Annotated in this window: 16 protein-coding genes; 3 read left to right on the top strand and 13 right to left on the bottom strand. The window is 46.3% G+C overall.

What is annotated here, in order from left to right; all coding sequences use genetic code 11:
- Positions 1-213: 213 nt before the first annotated feature.
- The 5 genes from LZZ85_RS24230 to LZZ85_RS24210 form a co-directional block, all read right to left on the bottom strand.
- Positions 214-798: a DUF4136 domain-containing protein gene (locus LZZ85_RS24230; RefSeq protein WP_237876180.1), complete on the bottom strand. Its 585-nt coding sequence runs from the start codon at positions 796-798 to the stop codon at positions 214-216.
- 258 nt (positions 799-1056) lie between these two features.
- Complete coding sequence (locus tag LZZ85_RS24225; protein WP_237876178.1) at positions 1057-2460, bottom strand: MBL fold metallo-hydrolase RNA specificity domain-containing protein; 1404 nt, start codon at positions 2458-2460, stop codon at positions 1057-1059.
- A gap of 57 nt (positions 2461-2517) precedes the next feature.
- Positions 2518-3006 carry a DUF4442 domain-containing protein gene (locus LZZ85_RS24220; protein ID WP_237876177.1) on the bottom strand — a complete coding sequence of 163 codons (489 nt, stop codon included), beginning with the start codon at positions 3004-3006 and terminating at the stop codon, positions 2518-2520.
- A 2-nt stretch (positions 3007-3008) separates the two neighbouring features.
- Positions 3009-3509 carry a thioredoxin family protein gene (locus LZZ85_RS24215; RefSeq protein WP_237876176.1) on the bottom strand — a complete coding sequence of 167 codons (501 nt, stop codon included), beginning with the start codon at positions 3507-3509 and terminating at the stop codon, positions 3009-3011.
- A gap of 10 nt (positions 3510-3519) precedes the next feature.
- Positions 3520-5106, bottom strand: coding sequence for a C1 family peptidase (locus tag LZZ85_RS24210; RefSeq protein WP_237876175.1), 1587 nt, complete (start codon positions 5104-5106; stop codon positions 3520-3522).
- 280 nt (positions 5107-5386) lie between these two features.
- Between LZZ85_RS24210 and LZZ85_RS24205 the strand changes: the two genes are divergently transcribed.
- On the top strand, positions 5387-6265 hold the full coding sequence (locus tag LZZ85_RS24205) for a DUF6263 family protein (protein ID WP_237876173.1): 879 nt from the start codon (positions 5387-5389) through the stop codon (positions 6263-6265).
- A gap of 113 nt (positions 6266-6378) precedes the next feature.
- Here the strand turns inward: LZZ85_RS24205 and LZZ85_RS24200 are convergent, their stop codons facing one another.
- The 6 genes from LZZ85_RS24200 to LZZ85_RS24175 all read right to left on the bottom strand — a co-directional run bounded on the left by LZZ85_RS24200 (position 6379) and on the right by LZZ85_RS24175 (position 12541).
- A complete protein-coding gene (locus LZZ85_RS24200; protein WP_237876171.1) occupies positions 6379-7251 on the bottom strand; it encodes a ferritin-like domain-containing protein in 873 nt (290 codons plus the stop codon).
- A 10-nt stretch (positions 7252-7261) separates the two neighbouring features.
- Positions 7262-7966, bottom strand: a complete 705-nt coding sequence (locus LZZ85_RS24195; RefSeq protein WP_237876170.1) for a ferritin-like domain-containing protein — start codon at positions 7964-7966, stop codon at positions 7262-7264.
- A gap of 372 nt (positions 7967-8338) precedes the next feature.
- Entirely contained in the window at positions 8339-9559 is a 1221-nt protein-coding gene (gene lysA, locus LZZ85_RS24190; RefSeq protein ID WP_237876168.1) for a diaminopimelate decarboxylase, read from the bottom strand.
- A gap of 206 nt (positions 9560-9765) precedes the next feature.
- Entirely contained in the window at positions 9766-10536 is a 771-nt protein-coding gene (gene scpB / locus LZZ85_RS24185; protein ID WP_237876167.1) for an SMC-Scp complex subunit ScpB, read from the bottom strand.
- 201 nt (positions 10537-10737) lie between these two features.
- Entirely contained in the window at positions 10738-11619 is an 882-nt protein-coding gene (atpG, locus tag LZZ85_RS24180) for an ATP synthase F1 subunit gamma (RefSeq protein ID WP_237876165.1), read from the bottom strand.
- Positions 11620-11824: 205 nt separating this feature from the next.
- Entirely contained in the window at positions 11825-12541 is a 717-nt protein-coding gene (locus LZZ85_RS24175; RefSeq protein ID WP_237876163.1) for a hypothetical protein, read from the bottom strand.
- A gap of 240 nt (positions 12542-12781) precedes the next feature.
- Between LZZ85_RS24175 and secA the strand changes: the two genes are divergently transcribed.
- Together secA and LZZ85_RS24165 are read left to right on the top strand one after the other, a co-directional pair.
- Positions 12782-16111, top strand: a complete 3330-nt coding sequence (gene secA / locus LZZ85_RS24170) for a preprotein translocase subunit SecA (protein ID WP_237876161.1) — start codon at positions 12782-12784, stop codon at positions 16109-16111.
- Between the two features lie 1609 nt (positions 16112-17720).
- Positions 17721-19310, top strand: coding sequence for a T9SS type A sorting domain-containing protein (locus LZZ85_RS24165; protein WP_237876159.1), 1590 nt, complete (start codon positions 17721-17723; stop codon positions 19308-19310).
- Positions 19311-20139: 829 nt separating this feature from the next.
- Here LZZ85_RS24165 and LZZ85_RS24160 read toward each other — a convergent pair.
- Both LZZ85_RS24160 and LZZ85_RS24155 read right to left on the bottom strand, forming a co-directional pair.
- A complete protein-coding gene (locus tag LZZ85_RS24160) occupies positions 20140-21471 on the bottom strand; it encodes an amidohydrolase family protein (protein WP_237876157.1) in 1332 nt (443 codons plus the stop codon).
- A 10-nt stretch (positions 21472-21481) separates the two neighbouring features.
- A complete protein-coding gene (locus tag LZZ85_RS24155) occupies positions 21482-24664 on the bottom strand; it encodes an amidohydrolase family protein (protein WP_237876155.1) in 3183 nt (1060 codons plus the stop codon).
- Positions 24665-24955: the final 291 nt, after the last annotated feature.

The raw sequence follows: 24955 nt of genomic DNA, 5'->3' as shown, positions 1-24955 counted from the left end.
AAATAAAGCAAAGAGGGTAAAGAGTAGAAAGAGAAAAAGAGTTTGCCGTCCTCTTATTTTTCTTACTCATTTCTCCCCTCCTGTACATGCAAAAAGGGTAAAGAGAAGAAAGAAGGAAAAGAGTATACCGACCCTCTTATTCCTCATTTCACTCCCTACCCTTCGCTTATCAAACCGTCCTTGTCGAAATTTTTTTTAAACCATCCTCTTTTCCTATCTCTTAGCTATATCAAACTTCCGGAAGATGGCTTTTACACTGCTTTGGATTTCCTTTGACGTCATTTTACGGCTGTCTACTTCCGCAGTTGACCAGCCCTGCCAAACAGTCTTGTCTGAATCTGCATCGATCATTGAGATGGTGACCGTACCTTCCCGCACCGGCACATCACTGTTATCATACCCCATGAATTGCGAGGGATACCAAACATTAATAAACCTGCGTGAATATGGATTATAGAAAGTACGGGTAAAAGGTCTTGAATACACAGGATCTGTTGTTTGTTTCACAGACCTTTCCACCAACACATCATAGCTTAGTAACACATCCGGGTTTCTTTTTGCTTCCTTCCAGCCTGCTGTCTTCTGAAGTTCCTGGTTGACAGCATCTTTGATCTTTTGTTCCGCCAGGCTATTGTTGTTGTTAGCCTTTGCTTTTCCATCCTTTTCTATCCATGCAAACGTTTTGTACTGAGTAAAATCAGTCGTATCGTCTTTTTCAATATGCGCTGAGGGAGTACAACTTGCAAGCAAGAAGACAATACCCAAACTCAAGCTCCACAGCGACCAACTCTTCTTCATAGAATCTCCTTTTCCTTTAAATACTGTTTTTGAAAAATGTCCAGTATATAAACGAAAAAAATGGTGCCGCGTTTATTAACAACTTGTGAAAGTTGCTAGTCATTGGATATCAATACACAGGAGTTTCCCGGGGTGGCAAACTGTGGTCTTTCTTCCAGCACTTGTTGTTTTACCGGATAATTTTTACCGGTAAGGGACGAAAAAAGCCGGGACAGCAGGCCCCGGCATGTTCATTCTCTTTATTGTTTCCTTAACGTATTACGTTAATCCGATCTCATAATGTCTCTCCGGAATTTGCACGTCAAGGAAATCTTTCTTTACCAGCCGTTTTCTGAATTCCTGTTGTACATCGTACTCGCCATGCACGAGGAAAAGCGTCTTTACCTGACGGGGGTCCTGGCAGGCAAGCCATTGGCTCAGGTCTTCATAATCTCCATGCGCACTCATGCTCCTGATCGATCCTATCTCCGCGTTTACCTGGTGCTCCACGCCAAAGATGCTTACTTCTTTCGCGCCCGCCATCAGTCTGCCGCCGAGAGAGGTTGGCTCGCAATAACCGGTAAGTACAATACTGTTGCGGCTGTTTTCGATCGTATTACTGATATGATGTTTTACACGTCCGGCATCTGCCATTCCACTTGCAGAAATGATCACCATCGGTTCATTGCGATAGTTCAGCAGTTTTGACTGTTCAACAGATTTGATATATTTCAGCCCTTTGAACATGAAAGGGTCATCATCGGAAGCAAGTATTTTCTGGATATTCTTATTGAAGTATTGAGGATAACTTTTTACTACTTCAGTTGCTTCTATACTCAATGGGCTGTCTACGAAATAATCATACGGAGGCAGATGTCCCTCCAGTTCCAGCTGGTTCAGTGCAAACAGGATCTCCTGCGTACGGCCGACGCTGAATGCCGGCAGTATCAGCTTACCTTTCTTTTCTCCACAGGTATATTTGATCCACTTCAACAAAAGCTCCGGCGTGCTGTCTCCCGGATCATGGAGACTGTTGCCATAAGTTGATTCGAGCAGGATGTAATCAGCCTGCGGAAATACATCCGGAGATTTGAGAATGACATCGCGGTATCTCCCAACATCACCGCTGAAACTTAGGCTTGTCTGCTTCCCATTTTCCATTACTTTAAGATGAACACAGGCGCTACCGATGATATGGCCTGCATCCGTGAACATCGCTTCCACTCCATCGATCACCGGGAACCAGTTACCATATTCCTTTTTTACAAACTGATCCATGCTACGCTTCGCATCCTCGACCGTGTAAAGCGGTTGCAGATAAGGAAGCCCTTGCGCGGCGCGGCGCTTGTTGGAATGCTTGACATCATCTTCCTGGATCTCTCCTGAATCTTCCAGCAGGATGTTGACCAAAGTGAGCGTAGCCGGAGTACAAAATATCTTGCCGCGAAACCCTTCTTTACAAAGCCGGGGGATCAAACCGGAATGATCGATATGCGCATGAGAGAGGATCATTACATCTACTTCGGCAGGATCAAAACCAAAATCACGGTTAAGAGGATCAGTATTTTTTCCAAGCCCCTGGAACATTCCGCAATCCAGGAGGATCTTTGTTCCATTCTTTAATGTCAGCAGATGTTTGGAGCCTGTTACGGTACGGGCGGCTCCATGGAAAGCAATTTTCATTCTTGTTCGTTTTTTAGTGATACTTTATAGTGCATACTGCAATGCCTGCGCAATTCTTTATTTGCTCTTGGCTTTGAATGACCAGGTGACCATCATTTCACAAACAACCTCCCCTTCTTTGTTTCGCCCTGTAGTTTTAGCCTCTACTGTCCGCGATTCGTTTGCAGCAATGGCATCTTCGATCGCCTGGCGAAATTGTTCACCATCTTCACAGGTGAAAGTGGTGCGGCCGGTAGCTTTTTTGAAATACGCCGCCTCCATTTTAACCACCAGCATTGACACGGATGGCTTTCTCTTATAGATATGCGCCATACCCAATGCGCCTGTGGTCAGTTCTCCCGCCATGGCGAGACAGGCAAAGTAGGTTGACCTGAAAGGATTTTGCGAAAACCATTTATAAGGAACACTCGCTTCACAACGCTTTTCATCCATATAACGAACGCGCACTCCGGAAAAAAACGCACTGGGCAATTTAGCCAATAGAAACAAACGGAACTTCAAAGGGTTTGTCAGCAGTCGTATAAACGAAGATGTATGTTCATTCATGATTATTTCTCTTTGTATTCTGCAGGATCGAGCGACTTCTTTGTCCAGTCTAAAAAGAATCCTTTCACTTTGTCTGCATCGTAAGTTTTACCGCTTTCAAGATAACTCGAGTTCTGTGTGTGCAACAATTTACCATTTCCATCCAGTACAAGAAAAACGGGGAACCCAAATCTTTGCGGGAATCCGTATTTAGCCAGCAATTTGCTGTTGCTGTTCTCCTTGCTGTAATTAAGATGATAAACGATATAGTTTTGGTTTACTATTGAATCGATCGACTTATCAGTCTTTACAAAGTCATTGAAACGTAAACACCAGATACACCAGTTCCCTCCTATTTGAATAAAGACCTGCTTACCCGCAGCCTTCGCATCTTTTACTGTCTTTGCAATTGCTTTTTCTGCGTCCTCATCTGGTTTATACAAATTGAACTTTGAAAGGTCCTGGGCCTGTGCTGCTGATGCACAGATAAAAATTGACAGCGCTAAAATGCATTTCTTCATCATTATTACTCTTTTATTTTTGTTTATCAAAGGACACGATCGACGCAACAGCCTTGTTATCGTTTGCATCTACTTTAAAATAGATCTGCCCGTCATTTGTGTTGCTGAAAGAAGCAGAGCGGATCAGGATCTTTTGCAAGGCCTGATTTACCTTGCCCGCATATGTCGGCTGACTGCTGCGGCTGATGGCCGCATTGATCTCATCATAATCCAATGCTTCTTTGCTTGCCACGACTGCTATAAAATCTCTCGTTCCGATAGTATCCGCTTCCATTGATTTGTCTTTTGGAAAAAGACGATAACCGGTGATCCCGCAATAGGGTGAATATTTTGAACCGCCATTTTTCTCAGGGTAAGGGAAGAGCACATAGCTCGATCCATTCTCATCCTGTCCGAAAATATAGATATAACACTCGGTTTCATTTCTTACAGCCATTTTGAAACGCGTGCCCGGACGGATCGGTGTTACTGTCTGAAAATTGTTGGCACCCGCTGTCCTTAACTGAACATATCTGCCATCTTCATTGTTCACAAGACCGATGGTGCATTCCAGTGGAATATTTGCTACCTGCCCTCTTTTCGGTAACGGATCCACACCATAGGCTTCTTTTACATAATTCTTGAAATCACCGTAGCGGACCCAACCCACTCCATCTTTACCCCAGTTGGGCCCCCAGCTATTCATGATCTGGAAAGCGCCGCCAAATTTCCGGTCATCATAACCGATCACACACATAGCGTGACCGCCCATGCCAACCTGCGATGCGTCCGTTCCTTCCGGCTGCCAGAGTTCCCGGCCCATCATGTTCTGCATAAAGCTTTGCCCGACCATCATTCCGATCACGACCGGAGCATCTTTGGCCAGGTGCTCTTTTACCGCGCGGACATTAATGGAGCTAAGACGATCACCATTGGTGAGTCTTGTAAAGCCGTGGATCTTATACTGGCCCGCCTGCTGTTTCTGGCTGCTGTTCGGCGTATTGGTGCAATTCTGGTCGTTATAAGGAAACTCACTTAACGGCAATGCGCCCTGGCTGGTCATTTGATCCATTGCCCGCTGGATATAGGAGCCCTGGCAATCATCCAGCCCGATCTGGTTATACATAAAAGACGGGCTGAATTTGATCTGGTTCGGATCAACACCCGTAGACGCCGCTTCCAGAACAGTTCTGGCTGCATAGGCACTACTCCAGGCAACACAGCTTCCCTGTTGTCCCTGATCACCGCGCTGCGGGGCAAATTTCAGCAGTGATACCGCTTCCGGCAAAGGATTTTTCGAAGCATCGTCTTCCTGACCTTCATATATCGAAGCTTTTTCAAACTCTTTAGGATTGAAACTATATCCGCTTTGCGAAAACAGGTTCTGCGCTACATCCCCGATATTAAACCCACCTCCTCCACGGCCCAGAAAAAAATAAGCCGCGCCGGCAAGGATGACAAGCACTATAATTCCTTTTCCCTTGAACAAACCCAGTAACAGCGGTAGTAACGCTCCCAGGCCTCCGCCACCCGGAAAATTCGAGCGACCTCTACCGCCACGGTCATTATTGTAGTCATTCTGGTTGGGATCCCTGGGATCATCAGTCATTCGGATGGGCATATGCTCGTCAATTTTAATACGCTAGTTAATACAGGCTAATTTCACGGATCAGGGGAACTGCGGTATGGAAACTCATTTTCGCCAGGTGAAGACATCAATCGCGAAATACGCGTTCCAGGATTCGCGCACCTTAAATGTAAGAAGTTTGAGGGAAAGAGAAAGGGGATTTCAAATCGTTAAAGGCGCGATAATACAGGCAGGGACAGGCACTTTTAAGAAATACTAATCTATAATATCCCTGTAATTCCCGTATTTCGCATAATTCACCAATTTGAGAATTATGCAAAAGCTACTGGCTACCTTATCCGTTTTCACCCTGGGCGCCTCCGTGGTGTTTTCTCAGAAGATCACTTCGAAACTGGATTTCCAGCAGGGGGACTCGATTGCCATCCACGTTTCTTTGGACCAAACGATCGCACAGCAGGCGATGGGCCAGGCAATAGATTTCAAAGTGGCCGGCAACGCTGATCACCATTACAAAGTGTCAAACAGCACCGATGACAATACCACACTCCATCACAAGATCAGACGCATGCAGTTCGACTTTGATGGAATGGGCCAGAAAAGAAAGTTCGACTCAGATAATGAAAAGGACCTGAACGGACAGTTTGGAAAACCATTCAAAGATATTTTATCAAAAGAGTTTGATATGATCATCGACAGAAATGGTAAAACCTTAATGGTCAGACCGGAGAAGATTGCGCTGGAACAACCCGATGCCCGTTTTACCATCATTGCCAATATGCTGAAAGAACTTACCAGCGTTGTATATGCTCCCCAGAAAGGTTCGGCAAGTTTTTTTGCCATTTTACCCGAAGGCGGTGTTGCAGTTGGCGAAAGCTGGCAGGAAACGTTTAAAGCGACCAACGAATCCGGCATTACTACCTACAAGCTCAGCTCTGTAAGCGACTCTACCATCACCATTGACTTCAAGACAATTTCCACCGTTACGTCCACTACTGAAATGATGGGCATGGAAACCTCCACAACGATGAAGAATAATATGACCGGGCAGATCATTGCTGATAAGGCAAGCGGTATCATTAAAGAGAAGATCTGCAATATAGACTCTAATGGCGCAACTGAAGTAATGGGAAACAGTATGCCGATGAGTGCCAAGACAACTGTCACAACAAAAGTTGAACGGATAAAAATGTAGATGTACTAAATGAAAAGTGCCGTCCCGGTATGATCCGGGACGGCACTTTTATTTGTCACCTATGTTACACCAGCAAAATCTTTGGTCAAAAAAATCTCATGCGTGCAACGATCCTACACAATAAAAGGATCCACAATAGCCAGCACCTGCGGCATCGTCAGCGGCTCATCAAATGCTTCAGAGGCAGCATTGGCAGAGATGGTCTGACCATTGATGTTAACGATCTGGATCGTCGCTTGTGTGGTCGTTTCTTCGCCATCATAACTTGCCTGAACAGCCGCAGAATCCACACCACTTTGCTTAAGTGTTATCCAAGGTTTCACGTCCACACCAGCTGGCACCAGCCCACCGTTTGTTTTACGCATCTGGCGGATATGTGAAGCGTGACGGGCTTCCACGGAATGTATGTTCAGCGCTGCAGTCAGCACATCATTATTAGCCATCAATGCTGGCTCGGCAGCCTGACCTTTGTACGCACGCACGCCTGTATCCTCAAACACCTGCGCAACGGCAAGGAATAATGCGTAGTTGGTGAATACCGCTGCAAACGGGCCGTTATTCGAACCATTACCAGCAGAAAAATCAAAGGTAGGTTCAGGTACTGCTGTTCCTCCGGATGAAGTGATCGCGGTTTTCAGAAAGGCAACGTGCGCGGTTTCATGCGCACCGATGGTCTGTATAGCGGTACGGGGAGCGCCTGTGGGAATGGCCAGATTACCCGCTGTAGCAGCTGCCAAAGCATTTGAATAAAATTTTGCTTCAAGATATTCAAGCGTAAGCGCATAGTTAAGGATATTAAATAAGGTAGAATTTGATTGCCCGTATGCTTTTTTAAACATACTACCCAGTGCGATAGGAACTGCTGCCAGTGCGAGTTTGCCGGCAATGCCGCTGAACTGCTTCATTGCACTGCGACGGGTGTCCAGACGCTCATACACTTCAGGATCCACCTTTTCTATTTCGTTGAAAATATGTTTGAGGTTCATATAATGAAGTTTAAGAGGTTGGTAAATTACTTCCGGTAACTTTTGTTTTCAGGAATGTGTTTGCTATTGTAAGTACTTCAGCAGGGGTGCGGCTTTTATCAAGACCGTTGGTATCTACAACGGTGTTGTCTGCGAAAGTTCCGTTAGAGATAATATCTCTTATATAAGCAGCGTGACGTGCTTCTACAGAAACGATCTTGCCGGCCAGAACCAGGTAATCTGCTTTTACTATCAGTTTACCAGCTCCGTTATAAGCGGATACTCCAAGATCCTCAAATGCTTTGGCAGTATTGAGCACGCTTTCACGACTTGAAAAATTAACTGAGCTGAAATCAGGCTCCAGTGCCTGAATTGCCCCAGAGCCAAGCGCATTCTTAAAGAATTCACGGTGCGCGATCTCATGATCGCGGATATCCTTAATCAGCGCCATCTCCGCTACAGAGCCTCCGGAATACGGAGATGCAATCACCTGCGTATAAAACGCAGCTTCCAATTGCTCAAGCGCATACGCATAATTAAGAATGCCAGCATCACCACTACCAAGGTTTATTCCATTGGAGGGCATGTTATCATCATCTTTATTGCAGGCCGCAATACCGATTACCAACGCGGAAGCAGCAGCACCATAACCGAGGAACTTTCTTCTCGATACAGACTGCTGTACTTTATCATCAGGCAATACGAAGCCCTTGCCCGATTCAATGATCTTTGACATACGCAGAAATTTAGAATGTGATAAAAAAGTAAGTGTTGAAAAGAGGGGAGATAATAGTTGGTAATTGTACATACGCAATTGATATACCAACTGGTTTTATAACATTAAAATTTTTTTAACGACAATGACCGGGGAATTAAATCGACATTACCCGGGAGAGGATCTCGGGCAAACGGGTTAAAAGTAAACATCGGCAATGGTGTAGTGGTAAATCCGGATAACATGAATGATCCGTCTTTTATTTAACTGCGTAGGAGCAACGCAAAGGACATAAAGAACCGCAAAGGTCGCAAAGGTTATCGATCATGATATTCTTTGCGACCTTTGCGGTTCTTTATGTCCTTTGCGTTATTCCTGCGCCAATCAGTTCATTTAATCTCTTTCGCTTTCCTGCTCCACCACATTCCTCAACAGATCTTCCATTACATCTCTCCTTCTGATCAGAGACATAACTTCTCCTTTCACCATCACCTCTGCAGGTTTGAACCTGGAGTTGAAGTTGGAAGACATTTCGAAACCATATGCACCAGCATTATAAAATACGAGATAATCGCCTTCGCGGATTTCATTCATCGGCCTGTCCCAGGCAAAAGTGTCCGTTTCGCAGATATTACCGACGATCGAGTAATTCTTTTCAGCACCATCAGGGTTGCTGATATTCTGGATCCGGTGGTAAGCATCATAGAACATCGGGCGGATGAGGTGATTAAAGCCGCTATTCACACTCGCGAAAGTGGTCGCTTTTGTTTCCTTTAATACATTCACCTGCGTCAGCAGGTAACCGCACGCGCTCACCAGGAACTTGCCCGGCTCAAACCAGATCTCCAGGTTCTTCGCCTGCGGATGGCTGTCAAATGCCTCTTTCACTTTACGCCCAAGCAGGTTGATATCTATCTCTTCGTCGCCTTCTTTGTAAGGCACTTTAAAACCACCACCGAGATCGACGGATTTCAATTCCGGGAAATGAGGGATGATATCAAACAAAACCTCAATGCCTTTCACAAACACATCGGCATCTTTGATATCACTGCCGGTATGGATATGCAGGTCAGCGATAAAAATGTCGTATTGCTTTACGACAGTCAGGATCTTATCCAGCTGTTCAACAGGAATACCGAATTTGCTCTTATCATGGCCTGTCGAGATCTTCAGGTTTCCTCCTGCCATGATATTGGGCCGTAAACGGATCCCTACAGGATATGTGTGCCCGTAAGCTTTACCAAACTTTTCAAGATTTGATAAGCTATCAATATTGATATTAACACCCAGTTCTTTTGCTTCTGCTATTTCGTCGAACGCAATTCCATTTGATGTGTATAGCACACGTTCGGCAGGGAACCCTGCATATAAAGCAAGTTTCACTTCATTGATCGCGCTGCAATCTATACATGCACCGATCGATTCGATATACCTGAGCACATTCACATTCGTGAGTGCCTTGCAGGCATAAAAAAATCTGACATTACTTCCGCTGAAAGCAGTGGTAAGCTTGCCATACTGTTCTTTGATCTTATCAGCATGATAAACGTACAAGGGAGTGCCGAATTCTTTCGCAGCGGCAATGAGTTGTTGTGGAGTTAGTTGTTCGGACATAGCGCGCGAAGATAAAAAAAAATCCCTGTAACGAAGTTCCGGCAGTAGTGCTTTGGCGTAATAGTATCGCAAAGAGCGCCAAGAAGTCCCAGAAACCGCAAGGTAATTCTTTGCGTTCTTTGCGACTTCTTGGCGCTCTTTGCGATACTATTACGATAATCTGAAAGTAAAGATTTGTGAACCGCTAACCCGGCGCGGCAGTATCCTTAATCCTCTTCCTCATCATCATTTTTCTCTACCAATTCTCCATTTTCTGCCACAGACAGCATCATTTCATCTTCTCCGTCCCCTTCTGTTTGTTCGCCTTCTCCACTGATGTTTTCAAACGCTGGCGTTTCGCCATTCTCTGCATCTGGTGTATCGGTGTTTTGAGGACCGGCCTCTTCCTCCGCAATCGTGTCTTTGATCACTGTTGGCTGAACAAATTGTTCAGCAAGAACTTCTTTGATCTTTGGCAGATCATCTGCTGTATTGATCCCGAAGTAGTCCATGAAATTCTTGGATGTTGCATATACCAGCGGATGCCCCGGAAGAGTTTCATTGCGGCCGCTGATCACGATCAGTTCTTTCTCCAGCAATTTTTGAACAGCATAATCAGAACTTACCCCACGGATAGCTTCTATTTCTCCTTTTGTTACCGGTTGCTTGTAGGCAATGATCGCAAGGGTTTCCAGGGAAGCGGCAGAAAGACGCTTCAGGAATTTATCGCCGTTCAGTTGTGCGATAGTTTTATGATAGTCCTTTTTAGTAAGGAACTGCCAGCCGCCACCACTCTGTCTGATTTCAAACGGATAGAATTCGGTATTGTATTTCTCCTGAATACCTTCAAGAGCAGTTTCTACCTGGTCAAGGGTGATCTTATCTTCCATAAACCCGAATGCATTGTTCACAAGGTCAGTCACTTCCAGCGAAGTGAGCGCCTTATCGCTCGCAAAGATCAACGCTTCAATATGCGGTATCAGATTGGTTATTTCCATAACAAAAATTCTATTGTAGTGTCGGGCAAATTACAGACCGATGTCAAGCGGGGCAAATGAGATTATACACATAATTGAGGCTGAAATCGACTCTTTGTGCATAACAAATTAAAAAGTCAACATTAAGCATTAAAAAAGCTCCTGAAGGCAGATTAACTGCCGGCTCAGGAGCTTTTTTAATGCTTAATGTTGACTTTTTAATTATCCCTGAAGGGCGGCCGCACCACTCACGATCTCTGTCAGCTCTGTAGTGATCGCTGCCTGACGGGCTCTGTTATAAGAGATCTTCAGGTTGCGAAGCATTTCATTGGCGTTCGTGCTCGCTTTATCCATCGCCGTCATACGTGCACCATGCTCAGATGCATGGGAATCAAGTACTGCTTTGAATAATTGGGTATTAAGGATCTTTGGCATCAGCTCAGCAAGAAGCTCTTCCTGAGAAGGATCAAAGATAAAATCTGCTTTTTTGGCGCCTTCTTTCTTTTCAACTTTCGGAATTGGCAGAAAACGTTCAACTTCAAAACGCTGTGTTGCAGCATTTTTAAACTGGCTGTACACTACTTCTACCACGTCAAACTGTTTTTCCTGGAAAGCTTTCATAGCCGCTGCAGCGATCTTCTGAACATTCTCGAAGGACAGGTTGATGAAAGTGTCTTTATAGGTTGCGTCTGCCTTGTAGCCGAGTTTTGCAAAATGTTCATACCCTTTCTTACCAAGGTTCCAGATCGTTACCTTACCTGCCGCCTGCTGTGCTGCATATTTAGCAGCGATCGTCGCTTTCGTAGCCTTGATCACGTTGGTGTTGAATGCGCCGGCCAAACCACGGTCGCTGGTAAGCACGATCAGCAACACCTTATCAACCGGGCGCTCCTGCGCGAGGGACATACCAACTTCACCTTCACTATTGCTCACGATATTGCTCAGCATTTCCTGAAGTTTCTTCGCATAAGGACGCATCTGCAGGATAGCATCCTGAGCCCGGCGCAATTTTGCCGCACTCACCATTTTCATGGCTTTGGTGATCTGCTGTGTACTTTGTACTGATTGAATCCTGTTACGTACTTCTTTTAACTGACCGGGCATGTTGCGTGTTGATCTTTAACAGTTTATAATAGTCCATGCAGGGGACTGCATTCTTATGGCCGCAAAGGTATGCCCGGGATGGTGATTTTCCATATTTGTGAGGGAAAAGATATTTTACGAATGTGGAAAATGGAAGGTATGAGGTTTGGGACGTTTAGGAGGTTTGGGAGGTTCTAAAGTCTCTAAACCTTCACCCCTCCTCCCCTCACTTCCCCACCAACTCAAACTCCCTGCTTACATTATAGGACAGGTATAGACGCCCGTGCAGCCTCCCATTCCGCTGCAGGTAATGCTCTTCTTCACGGAAAAATTCGAGATGAATCGGGCCATTATCCAACGCAAGAAGTTCTGTTTCAGTAAAATGTATCTGGTTACCGGTTACCGAATCGACGCGGTCTATTCCCCTGCCGTAAAACGAAGTGTCGGTCAGCATCGAGTGGATCTCCGTTCCGGAATCAAGCGCTGAGAAGTTGATTTGCAAACCTTTAGATCGGCTTATTGCCTGAGGAAGTTCTTTGACTACGCGGAAGAAGGGAAAGCTGAAAGTATCATTATATATATGACCCGCCTGATCGCGATACGTGATAAAATGCTCATTATTTTCTTCATCCAGCAGGAATGCCGCCTCGTAATAGCCGCCATTCATTTTGGATTTGCCTTCCGTCATGGGAAGTCCGTCAAACAGCACCATGGCAGGGGTGTCTAACAGTAAGGCAGGCCCTTCTGGCCCTGCAAGATGGAATTGGATCCGGACAACCGCCTCCTTTACCCCATCTTCGCCAGTCGCCTGATAGTCAAGGTATAAAAAATCACCCGCCGTATCAGTTGCCCGCTGTGGCGAACCATTATTGCAGGAGGCGATCAAAACGGCTGTCAGCAGCAAGATCAGCGGGAAACAAACTTTATGGAAATGCCTTGTCAAGTAGGGGAGATTTGGGACACAAGTTACCGCAAAAGCAGGCGGGATCCGGTGTTTTTTTGCCACCGGCAGGAACGCTGCGTTCTCCTCCCATTAATCCAACAAATCCCACAAATCCCCGTTATCTTTGCCCTTCGCATCCAATAGCTGCCAAATTGGCCTATTGGCCTGATTAGCACCTTTTTTGACATGCTAAATGCTTAAATAACAAGATTTCATACAATACCCCATAACCGATAAATCATGCTTGGTATTCTTTCGAAACTTTTTGGTGGGAACAAATCAGATAAGGACGTAAAAAAGATCGCGCCCCTGGTTGAAAAGACCAATCAGTTCTTTGCCTCCTATGCTTCGTTGAGTAATGATGAACTGCGTAATAAAACACTGGAGTTCCGTCAGCGCATTAAAGAACATTTAAAGGAAACAGATGAAGCTATTGCCGCTAAGAACAAGCAGGCGGAAGAACTGCCTTTTGGTGATCTTGGCGGTAAAGACGCCATCTACCAGGAAGTAGACAAGCTGAAAAAGGATCGCGATAAGAAGATCGAAGAAGTGCTGGGCGAATTACTCCCCGAAGCATTCGCAACTGTAAAAGAAACCGCACGCCGCTTCAAGGAAAATACAGAAGTTGTTGCTAACGCAACAGAGCTCGACAGAGAGCTTAGTGTAAAAAAAGACTATATATCGATACAGGGCGATAAATCAGTGTTCCAGAATTCCTGGACTGCTGCCGGCGGACAGGTGACCTGGAACATGGTTCACTATGATGTACAGCTGATCGGTGGTGCAGTTCTTCATTCCGGTAAGATCTCTGAGATGGCGACCGGTGAAGGTAAAACCCTTGTATCTACCTTACCAGCCTACCTCAATGCACTGGCGGCAGAAGGCGTACACGTGGTTACGGTGAACGATTACCTCGCCCGTCGTGACCAGGAATGGAACGGTCCTATTTTCGAATGGCTTGGATTGCGAGTTGATTGCATCGATAAACATCAGCCAAACAGCGCGGAAAGAAGACAGGCATATCTCGCAGATATCACCTATGGTACCAATAACGAATTCGGGTTTGACTATCTCCGTGATAACATGGTGCATACTCCTGAGGAAATGGTACAGCGCAAACATCACTTCGCAATGGTGGATGAGGTTGACTCCGTACTGATCGATGATGCCAGAACCCCTTTGATCATCTCCGGACCTGTTGCACGCGGAGAAGATCAGCAATATCATATTCACAAGCCAAGGATCCAGCAGCTGTTCGCGGAGCAGGAACGCATCGTTCGTACTGCCCTCAATGAAGCAAAAAAAATGATCGAGAAAGGAGAAGACGATCCTAAAACAGGCGGCCTTCAACTTTTCCGCGCATACCGCGGCTTGCCCAAATACGGTCCGCTGATCAAATTTCTCAGTGAGCCGGGGATCAAAGTGAAAATGCAAAAAGCAGAGAACTATTACCTGCAGGATCAGCAGCGCAATATGCACATCGTTGATGCAGACCTGCTCTTCCATATAGATGAAAAACAAAATTCAGTAGACCTGACTGAAAAAGGATTGAATGCAATCACCCGCAGCGGTGAAGATCCTGAGTTCTTTGTTCTCCCTGATATCGGTGTTAAACTCGCTGAGATTGAAAAAGGCGCTGGCACTGCGGAAGAGAAACTGCAGACCAAAGAAGCTATCCTGAACGACTACTCTCAGAAAGCAGATCGTATCCATACGGTACAGCAATTACTGAAAGCATATTCACTCTTTGAAAAAGATGTGGAGTATGTGATCATGGACGGCGCGATCAAGATCGTCGATGAGCAAACGGGCCGTATCATGGAAGGACGTCGTTACAGCGACGGCTTGCACCAGGCACTTGAAGCAAAAGAGAACGTAAAGATCGAAGCGGCTACACAAACTTATGCGACCGTTACCCTGCAGAACTACTTCCGTATGTATCACAAGCTTTGTGGTATGACCGGTACTGCGGAAACTGAAGCTGCAGAGCTATGGAGCATTTACAAACTGGATGTGGTGAATATCCCTACCAATCTGAAAATGGTTCGTGACGATAAACAGGATCTTGTATACAAAACAAAACGTGAGAAATATAAAGCGGTCATTGATGAAGTGGAGGCTCAACGCAATGCAGGGAGACCTGTGCTTGTAGGTACTACCTCCGTTGAGATCAGTGAATTGCTCAGCCGCATGCTCCAGCAGAAGAAGATCCCGCATAATGTTTTGAACGCAAAACAACACTCAAAAGAAGCACAGGTGGTCGCCGAAGCCGGCTTCCCCGGAGCGGTTACCATTGCCACCAACATGGCTGGTCGTGGTACCGATATCAAACTCGGGCCTGGGGTGAAAGAAGCGGGTGGTTTGGCGATCATCGGTACAGAACGCCACGAAAGCCGCCGTGTAGACCGCCAGTTACGTGGCCGTGCCGGTCGCCAGGGTGATCCGGGCAGCTCACAATTCTATGTATCACTGGAAGACGACCTGATGCGTATGTTCGGCAGCGAACGTATCGCTTCCATGATGGATAAACTTGGATACAAAGAAGGTGATGTGATCCAGCACAGCATGATCAGCAATAGCATTCAGCGCGCGCAAAAGAAAGTAGAAGAGAACAACTTCGGGATCCGGAAACGCCTGCTCGAATATGATGACGTGATGAACAAACAGCGTAGCGTGATCTATAGCAAACGCCAGCACGCATTATTCGGCGATCGTCTCGCACTCGATATCGACTTCGCTTTCACTTCCGTTGCGGAAAACCTGATCGCAGGATTCCGTGAACAGGAAGATTTCGAAGGCTTTAAAATGGCCTGTATCGTCAACTTCGGTCTCGATACATCCATCCTTGAAGAAGAATTTAAAAAAGGCGATCTGAATACGGTAATAGATAAACTGTATGACGAAGCTACAGCTGCCTATACCGCACACAAACAATCTGTACAAACACAGGCAATTCCTGTATTCCGTAATATCCGTCAAACACAGGGAGCTCACATCGAGAATGTAGTTGTTCCGTTTACTGACGGAAGAAAAGGTTTGAACGTACTGGCTGGTTTGGATAAGACCCTTAATTCTGAAGGCGTGGAGCTGACTTCTTCCCTTGAAAAAACGATCACCCTCGCGGTGATTGACGACGCATGGAAAGAGCACCTGCGTGCAATGGATGATCTTAAACAAAGCGTACAAACAGCTTACCTTGAACAAAAAGATCCGTTGGTGATCTATAAAGTAGAAGCATTCCAGCAGTTCCAGAATATGACCGGCGATGTGAATAAAGACATCGTATCATTCCTGACGCATGCTTCCATCCCTGTACAGCAGCAGGAAGCTCCGCTGAAAGAAGGACGCGTGGAAAAGACTGACTATAGCAAGATGAAAGCAAATAAGGAAGAGGTTGATCAGGCTGGCCAGGATTACGCAGCAAACGAACGCGATCGCTTCGAGCCCGGCGGCCCTGATACTACTGTAAAACAGGAGCCGGTTAAAGTGGCGCCTAAGATTGGCAGAAATGATCTTTGCCCTTGCGGTAGCGGTAAGAAGTTTAAAAACTGCCATGGAAAAGACGCTTAAGTCATAAAACAAGAACATACATCGATAAAGAAAACCTCCTGACCAGGAGGTTTTTTTTATGCAGTTGTCATTAGACGGATCAAGTTTAAAACTGAAGGAAGGACGTTCAACAGCTTGAAGGTTGGCCGTACCACAACTATCGGCAACAAGCGATGCGGGCGCGTTCCCCGCGCACCCAGCCAGGAAGTATAGTTCATGGGGCCGGATAAAGAAGAACATCCTTTTTCTCACGGTCTTCGCTTCAAATGAACTAAGTAAAAGGTTGCCGCGCAGGATGGATCACCCTGGGGACAGCAATGTCGTTAAGTTCAATGATGAGTTGTCTGGGGTTTGTTCGATGGCCGATCAAACGATGGCCGATCAACGATGGCCGATGGCCGGCTCCGCAGTTTGACAGTCCCCGAAAAAAAGCGGCCTCTCCTTACAGGGAAATTCGATAAACTCAATAGATCTCCTTTTGTCGTGATTTCGGCAAACGGCCAACGGCCATCGATCTGATACCGAAAGATCCTTAACGACATTGCCAGCACCGACTGGGCCGAACTTGTAAAAGACCAGGTGTAAAAATCAGGAGATGAGCTTCTCAGCTTTTGTTGGCGCGCGTTTATTCATCGCTATACTTCCGTTATTTTCCCGGGAGATCTTGTCTTTTTCCCATGGATTCCCTTCTGCCTAAACCGATATTTACAACAGAGAAATTTCTTAGTCACCGTCATTTTCAGGACTGGTGGAGGAGGGCAGTCCTGAAAAGGGCGGTGCGTTTTTTTTCATTTATTAGTATGATCAAAAAAGGAATAGTGAGATAGGAATTGTGGAATTATGCAAATGAAAAGTGGGCGACGACAGTCAAACGCAGCAATGCGATTGCTGTCGTATGCCCATTTCTGGCCTGCGCGCGCGGCGATGACTTAATCAGCGCGGGGATGCGAATGAATCAGTGCGCGACGGGAATAGTAACGCGCACCCGGGCAAGGCATAAACACCTGGATTTCATTAAATCTCTGAACCTATGAAACCTCTGAAACCTCTGAAACCTGTGAACTCTTAAACTTTTAAACTCTTAAACTTTTAAACTTTCATCCATCCCGTCCCCCCCGCTCCTCACCCGTTTCGCTGCATAAACCCACCGTCGATCGAACCTGCGCAGCCCCTCCGACAGCTAAAACCACTTTCATCATCATACACATGAAACCCGAAATATCCATTAAGGGTAAATCCTCAGTCGTTCTGGCGCAAAAATGGGGTTTTTCATACCCACCGGAGGTCATATATAAAATACATTATTGCATGCCACAAATCATTGTTTAAACGTTGATAGTGTAACAACGACCGTAAAAATACCGTAAATACTACCCAAGAACGACCACAAAAATGCCATATTCTTTAAGTGTTAACCATCAAAAACTAAGTATCTACCCTTATTAATTGACTAATGTCAATAAAAATGATCTTTTCCGGCAAATCGTACTTTTACTCTTGCGCCTCCGTAAATCCCACACTAGTTTTGCACCATAATTACGAAGTAAGTAATAAGTAATCCAGATCCTGCCGCAAAAGACCATACCCACTTAACTCCGTAAATTTTTTCGAAACCCTAAAGAAATTGAAAATGAAGTGTAATTCTACGCTCAGGAACCTTTTTGCCCTTACTATAGCACTAACAAGCACAGTTGTCGCAGCCGGTCAGCGCACACTCGTAGATAATGGCGGTTACACAAGCTATAACCTTGCAGCAGGAGATAGTCTTATCATCAGATCAGGCGTTTACCAGGGCTATATCGGCCAGTTTGATAACGGTGCTAAAATTACCGTTGCCGCAGGCGCAAGCTTCCAACCAAGCGGTGTCAATAACCCACGCGGAGCCCTGAAAAATCTTGGTACCGTTAGATTCAATAACTGGTTTGGCACTAACGGTGGCTTCAGTGTTGAAAACTACGGCAATATGACCTTCGCACAGGGAATGCAACTGAATGAAGGCCCTCAGTTATGGACTAACTACTATGGCGCTACCCTTCGCTTTGAAAGCGGTGTGGCCATCAATGCCAGTACTGTAGTGAACAGAGGTACCTTGTACAGCGGCGGTGCCGTACAATTGAACAGCAACGCGACCCTCACCAATAACAACAGGTTGGAGATCGCCGGAGACCTTGCCGTAAACGGTTCTACCCTTAACAATGCCGGTAAATTCAAGTCACAAGGCATCGCTTTCAACAGCGGAGCCGTGCTGAATAACTCTTGTGGACTTGCTATCGACGGCCCGATCACAAACAGCTCAAGCCTGTATAACAACGGCCTTCTCTGGAGCACTACTGCAAGAGGCGCTTCCAACTCCAGGATCTCTAACTGGGGTACACTCACCAACTCTTCTACAGGTGTCGTTAAAAGTGTTGACTTCGTGAACAGTGGTACAATGGCTGGTACTGGCGACTGGTACTTCACTGGTGTGACTGAAAATAGCGGAACTGTAGGTATAAACGGCGGTGGAACCGACAAAATGAACATATTTGATGCGACAAGGACAAGCACATCACGCATCTTCGACATCCAGAACGGTAACGTTAACTCAAGCGCAAAATGGACAAACCTTGCTGCTCCAGACACTACCCGCACACAGTCAACCTGTGCTGCTGAAGCAAGAACAACCGTATTACCAGTAAAATGGGACTTCTTTACTGCAAGCCTTACAGACAATACACCAGTATTGACATGGGCTTCAGAACAAACTTCTGGAACAATATTCAACATCCAGCGCAGCTATGATGCCGCTAACTTCACAACGATCGGCACGATCAACAGCATCGAAGGTGTTAAAAACTACAGGTTCGAAGACAAACAGGTTAATACAAATAACCGCTCCGTATACTACCGCATCCGTGCAGTAGAAACAACAAACGAGGTATCGATCTCTGAAACAAGATCGCTGAGTCTCGCTAACAAAACAGCCATGAGCGTTCAGGCTTCTCCAAACCCTTTCACCAGCCAGTTGAACATCAGTTATAACTCAACTGTTCGTGAAAAGATCAGCATTCGCATCGTAAGCATGAATGGAGCAGTAATGGCCAGCAAAGCAGTCAACGTAACTACAGGATATAACAACATAGCTATCACTGAAGCCGCTTCTCTGACAAAAGGTATGTACCTGGTTCAGTTGATCAGCGAAAACACTGTGATCGCATCCGAAAGAGTAGTTAAACAATAAGCTTATTTTCATACCGACACAAATTGCCCTGCCCTTCTGGCGGGGCTCTTTGCTTATATACGGAAGGCTGCAGGCGGACCACCAGCCCCCGACCGTGTACACGGATGTTTGCAAGCAATAGACTAGCTCGCGCAGACCGTACTGAAAGCTCCCGGTTCGGAAGTTGTTCATTTCATACAGTAAAGTCAGTGGTGGGCCGCCCATGGTATACAGTAGGTAGTCTCTCCCTTTAAGAAAATTCCCTTAAATAGTAACTTTACGATTGCACACCCGTAAATTCTGCATTACCTTCGATGCGAGATTTCACTAGCACATAAGTAAGAAAACATCCTCACGGATTTCAAGATATTCAGCAATGGACGGTTGAAAAAATCAAGCCCCCGGATACTTTCCGGGGGCTTTTTTATTCCATCAATAATGGCGAAACTCAGCCCCAGCAAGACTTTAACACAGCTTTTACTACCCGCATCAGATCTTTTTTAAAAATCTCACGTTTGTTAGTTGATGAAACTCAACATGGTACAGAAAAACCCTTATTTATAGTAATTTTCCTATTGCACAATGGTAAATCCTGCAATACATTTGTATCAGCAACACGGAATAACACACAAACTGATCAAGCATTCCTCCGGGAATTAAACATATTCAACAATGGACGGTTGAAAAAAAGCAAAGGTCCTGCCATCTGGCGGGACCTTTGCTTTTTTCCTCCTGTGAGCGTTCGCGTGAAAGTCGTTAAAAGTTTAAAGGTTTAATAGTTTAAAAGTTGACCAAGACGCGGCTAACATTTAAACTATTAAACCTTTAAACTTTTAAACTAACATCTCCCTTAGAACGGTTTCTTCAGGTTATATTTCTGATTGTATCTGTCGTTCAACTGTTTTTGCTTATCGCTCAGATCGATCTTACGGCCCTGAATGAACGCATCTGTCACATTACTGCTCTTCATATCCAGCAGATCGCCTTCACTGATCACGATATTGGCGTCTTTACCCACTTCAATGCTTCCTGTTTTGTCACCAACGCCGAGCATTTTTGCAGCATTGAGTGTAATGGCAGCCAGGGCTTCTTCTTTACCGAGGCCGTATGCAGCGGCTGTACCGGCATTGAAGGCCAGGTTGCGGCCACGAGTCTGGCTGTCGTCATCAGAGATCGCAAACAGAACGCCCGCTTTCTGCAGTGCAGCAGCCGTTTTGTAAGGCTGATCAACATCATCATCCTCGCCGGTAGGCAGGCTGTGAGGCTGTTGCAGGATCACAGAAACATTATGCTGTTTCAGCAGATCAGCGATCTGGTAGCTTTCGCTGCCACCAACGATAACCACTTCAAATCCGAACTCTTTGATAAAATCGATCGCAACAAGCATCTGGCGAACCGTGCTCGCGTGTACATAAAGCTTTTGCTTTTTGGTAAACAGGTTTTTCACTGCTTCCAGTTTCAGGTTGGTCTCCTCATGTGTTGTCGCCGCATTATAAGCTTTTGCTTCACGGAAAAAGCTTTTTACTTCTTCCACTTTCTGAAGATCCGCTTTTACCGGATCCGTGTTGCCATCAGGGCCACCGCCCATCCGGCCACCACCACCGCCGCCGCGGCCAAAACGGGGACGAGCCATCATCATTGGCATATAAAGATGCATACCTTCATCAGTTGCGTAAGACGCATCTTTCCAGTTCCAGGCATCCAGTTGTACCACAGATGAAGAACCTGCCAGCAGGCTTCCCTGGGGTACGATATTCGCCATTAACACACCATTGGAACGCAGCGTGTTGATCACTTTTGAATCAGTATTGTACGCAACGATAGAGCGCACGCTTGGGTTCATATCTCCCATTTCACGAACGTCCGATGATGCACGTACTGAAGAGATCTCCACCAGGCCAAGGTTGCTGGAAGCCAGCACCAGACCAGGATATACATGCTTGCCTTTTGCATCAGTAACATTCGCACCGGCAGGAACAGCTACATCAGCCCCTACTTCCGCGATCTTACCTTCTACAATTTTGATAGTGCCATTTTCTATCACTTTGCCATTACCAACGTGTATCGTGGCATTCTTAATATAGATCGGCGCGGTCTGCGGCTTGGCCGGCAGAACGTTTGACTGGCTGTTCGCAACAGAGGCAAACAGGCCAATTGATAAGATGAAGAATAATATTCTCATTTCAGTTGTTTTATTCATTAGTTAAAACGTCACCTTCTTCGGCATCCACTACAAGCAGACCATGGCTGTGACCATGATCGCTGCAGGTGAACATCAGCTGGTAGCTTGGTTGTGCAGGGATCACCGCAGCACCACCTCTTTTTTCTCCGTTCATTTTGCGGATCAGGCGGTTTCTTTCAACGTCAACCAGTTTCTGCAATTCTGCATCTTTAGCCCGGTCGAAGAATACAGTACCGTCAACGATCGTATACAATGATTTTGCATAAATGCTCAACGGATGATCGCTCCAAACAACGATATCACCGTCTTTACCCACTTTCAGGCTACCAACACGGTCATCCACGTGCAGCATTTTAGCAGGGTTCAGGGTTACCATTTTCAGCGCCTCTTCTTCAGATACACCACCGTACTTTACGATCTTGGCAGCTTCCTGGTTCAGACGACGCGCCATTTCAGCATCATCAGAATTGATCGCAACATTCAAACCAACATTGTGCATGATGGCTGCATTGTAAGGGATCGCATCTTCAACCTCCATTTTGTAAGCCCACCAGTCAGAGAAGGTAGAAGCGTTAGAACCATGTTCCTTCATCTTGTCGGCTACTTTATAACCTTCGAGGATGTGTGTGAATGTGTTGTATTTATAACCCATTCTGTTTGCCACCTCGATAGATCCCATGATCTCGCTCTGTACATAAGAGTGGCAAGTAATAAAACGCTTATTGTTCAGGATCTCCACCAATGCGTCCAGTTCAAGGTCGCGACGTGGCGCAGCACCGGTAAATCCTTTCTTACCCTTATTTGCATCATAGTCTTTCCATGCTTTCTGGTAGTCTTTTGCACGTGTGAACGCATCAACCAGCACCTGTTCAACACCCATACGTGTATCCGGGTAGCGGGTATTGCCTTGTGTAGAGCTGGAGCGTTTTACGTTCTCACCCAATGCAAATTTGATCTGACCATCCCAGTTCTTGAATTTCAGACCGTCATCGTTTGCTCCCCAGCGGAGTTTGATCAATTGGGTCTGCCCTCCGATCACGTTCGCAGATCCGTGCAGGATATGTGAGCTTGTAACACCGCCGCTCAACTGGCGATAGATATTGATATCATCAGGGTTCAGGTTATCTGCGATACGAACCTCCGCACTTACGCTCTGACCACCTTCGTTGATTGATGCCGCGGCGATATGTGAGTGTTCGTCAATGATACCAGCCGTAACATGCTTGCCTGTTCCGTCAATTACACGCGCACCAGCGTCAGAAAGGTTTTTACCTACACCAGCGATCTTACCGCCTTTCAGTAAAACGTCCGCATTCTGCAGAACGCCATCTTTCTCATTCGTCCAAACGGTAGCATTCCTGATCAGGATGGTCTCCTGTTTTGGAGCCTGGTCTTCTTCCCAACCAAATGGTTCGAAAGGAAATACCACTTTACCCAGAACAGGAACTTCGCGTTTGCGTGTTGCTGTATCAGGTTTGATCTCTGCAGCTTTGATCAGTGAAGCAGTCCAGCTGAAAGCCGTACCGGAAGAATCCGTACCGGTACCGTTCCATTCAGTGCCATTTGCAACACCGCTCAGGCGAACAGCTGTTGCGGGCAATGCCGCATTGGCACCGCCACCGGCACCACCGAAGCCACCAGGTCTTCCACCACCAGCAGGAGCGCCACCTTCAGGAGCACCGGCAGGGCGCTGACGACGGGTCTGTGGGGCATAGCTCAGTTTAACCAGCTTGCCATCAAACGTAAAACGGGCATTCATGGTGTCTTTACCATACATCGAGATATTACTTGCTGTTTTTACATCAAGCGTATATTTCTCCTGGCCGGCAGGCGTGTTAACAGTCAGGTTATAAGTTCCGGCGATCTCGCTTACGTCGTCCTTAACGCCATAAGCAATCCCCTGTACATAGTTTTTAAGGATCACTGTTTTTTCGTTGAACAATGGTCCGGATGTGATCAGGAAGTTCGCCAGTTTACCCGCTTCCAGGCTACCTACTTTATCATAGATCCCGAGAATGGTAGCGGGAGTTTTGGTCAATGCCTCCATCGCTTTCGTTTCAGTCAGGCCGTAGTCCATCGCCTTGCGAAGATTTGCCCAGAAAGTATTTACGCTGCGGAGATCAGAAGTAGTTAAGCAAAACGGAATGCCTGCTTTTTCAAATGCAGCTGCATTCGTTGGAGCAAGTTCCCAGTGTTTCATGGTGTTCAATGAAACAAAGCGCGCTTCTGTCGGATCTTCAACATCCTGTGCTTGTGGATATTCCAGCGGCACGATGAATGTAGCGTTGGTCGCTTTCATTTCCCTGATACGCTGATACTCATTTCCGCCACCTTTGATGACGTATTGAACGCCAAACTCATCGCCGATACGGTCAGCGCGGAGGTTGTTCCATTTATCATTGGCTTCGAAGATCTGGGGGATCCCCTGGTTATCGTTCCAGGATTTCAGCGACAGGTTGAATCCCTCGCTGGAAGGCTGGGACTTGTACCATTGTGCATCGAGATAAGACTGACGCAACAATGCGATCGTTCCCATCATGGAGCTTGGGTAGCTCTGCGTAGAAGTTCCTCTGCTGAACGAATAGTGTGCAGAAGCTTTGTCTTTCAGGATCACGAGGTTCTCTTTGGCATTCGCCAGTGTGACCACGGTACCCGTACCCCTTGCGATACCATCGCGAACGTGCGTGAGCACTGTTCCGAATCCAGCATCGCGAAGAGGTTTAGCTTTTGCATCATCCACTTCGAATTGTTTGGTCGCATCAGCATCCGCCTTGATCGCCTGGTTCCAGCCAAAAGGTCCTTTTGCCGGTGTAGCCACCTGGGCGCCAAAACCGCCGCCGAAACCGCCACCACCTGCAGCCGCACGTTGTGCCGCGGGGATACCATAGTCTGCATAAATGTCGATGAACGATGGATAAAGATACTTACCCTGACAGTTTACTTCCACTGCACCAGCAGGCACTTTCAAACCGGCGCCTACCGCAGTGATCTTTCCGTCTTTAACAACAAGGGTAGCATTGGTGATGGTTGTAGAACCATCTTTTACGATCGTGGCATTTGTGAAGGCATAATGTCCGTGTCTTGGATCAGCTACTCCATTGACAGGAAAGGTTTCCTGTGCGGAGAGGCTGGGTGCTACGGAAACAAGAGCCCACGCAAAAACCAATTCGTACAGGAATTTGGGTTTTCTCATTGCAATTCAGTTTTTTGATTAGATGATTTTTCTCTGTGATACTTGCGCTTAACCGGGAGCCGAATGTAGTCTAATTGAGGGAAAAAACATGAAGGGTGATCGTTGTCTGTTGATCGTTGTCCGTTGACCGTTGACCGTTGTCCGAAATACAATGAAAAGAATGAAGATGTCAGTAACTATTTCAAAAACGACCTGAAAAACAGCCTACCTTAGGCAGTTAGCTTCCAACAACGGTCAACGGTCAACGGTCAACGGTCAACGGTCAACGGTCAACGGTCAACGGTCAACGGT

Source organism: Terrimonas ginsenosidimutans, assembly GCF_022012415.1.
Lineage (GTDB): Bacteria > Bacteroidota > Bacteroidia > Chitinophagales > Chitinophagaceae > Terrimonas_A > Terrimonas_A ginsenosidimutans.
The sequence above is the reverse complement of the archived record's forward strand: the minus strand, read 5'-3'. Positions and strand labels throughout refer to the sequence as shown.

Bases quoted from the DNA above. Each gene is read 5' to 3' on its own strand.
- LZZ85_RS24230 (WP_237876180.1), bottom strand. From the start codon at position 798: ATGAAGAAGAGTTGGTCGCTGTGGAGCTTGAGTTTGGGTATTGTCTTC.
- LZZ85_RS24225 (WP_237876178.1), bottom strand. From the start codon at position 2,460: ATGAAAATTGCTTTCCATGGAGCCGCCCGTACCGTAACAGGCTCCAAA.
- LZZ85_RS24220 (WP_237876177.1), bottom strand. From the start codon at position 3,006: ATGAATGAACATACATCTTCGTTTATACGACTGCTGACAAACCCTTTG.
- LZZ85_RS24215 (WP_237876176.1), bottom strand. From the start codon at position 3,509: ATGATGAAGAAATGCATTTTAGCGCTGTCAATTTTTATCTGTGCATCA.
- LZZ85_RS24210 (WP_237876175.1), bottom strand. From the start codon at position 5,106: ATGCCCATCCGAATGACTGATGATCCCAGGGATCCCAACCAGAATGAC.
- LZZ85_RS24205 (WP_237876173.1), top strand. From the start codon at position 5,387: ATGCAAAAGCTACTGGCTACCTTATCCGTTTTCACCCTGGGCGCCTCC.
- LZZ85_RS24200 (WP_237876171.1), bottom strand. From the start codon at position 7,251: ATGAACCTCAAACATATTTTCAACGAAATAGAAAAGGTGGATCCTGAA.
- LZZ85_RS24195 (WP_237876170.1), bottom strand. From the start codon at position 7,966: ATGTCAAAGATCATTGAATCGGGCAAGGGCTTCGTATTGCCTGATGAT.
- lysA (WP_237876168.1), bottom strand. From the start codon at position 9,559: ATGTCCGAACAACTAACTCCACAACAACTCATTGCCGCTGCGAAAGAA.
- scpB (WP_237876167.1), bottom strand. From the start codon at position 10,536: ATGGAAATAACCAATCTGATACCGCATATTGAAGCGTTGATCTTTGCG.
- atpG (WP_237876165.1), bottom strand. From the start codon at position 11,619: ATGCCCGGTCAGTTAAAAGAAGTACGTAACAGGATTCAATCAGTACAA.
- secA (WP_237876161.1), top strand. From the start codon at position 12,782: ATGCTTGGTATTCTTTCGAAACTTTTTGGTGGGAACAAATCAGATAAG.
- LZZ85_RS24165 (WP_237876159.1), top strand. From the start codon at position 17,721: ATGAAGTGTAATTCTACGCTCAGGAACCTTTTTGCCCTTACTATAGCA.
- LZZ85_RS24160 (WP_237876157.1), bottom strand. From the start codon at position 21,471: ATGAGAATATTATTCTTCATCTTATCAATTGGCCTGTTTGCCTCTGTT.
- LZZ85_RS24155 (WP_237876155.1), bottom strand. From the start codon at position 24,664: ATGAGAAAACCCAAATTCCTGTACGAATTGGTTTTTGCGTGGGCTCTT.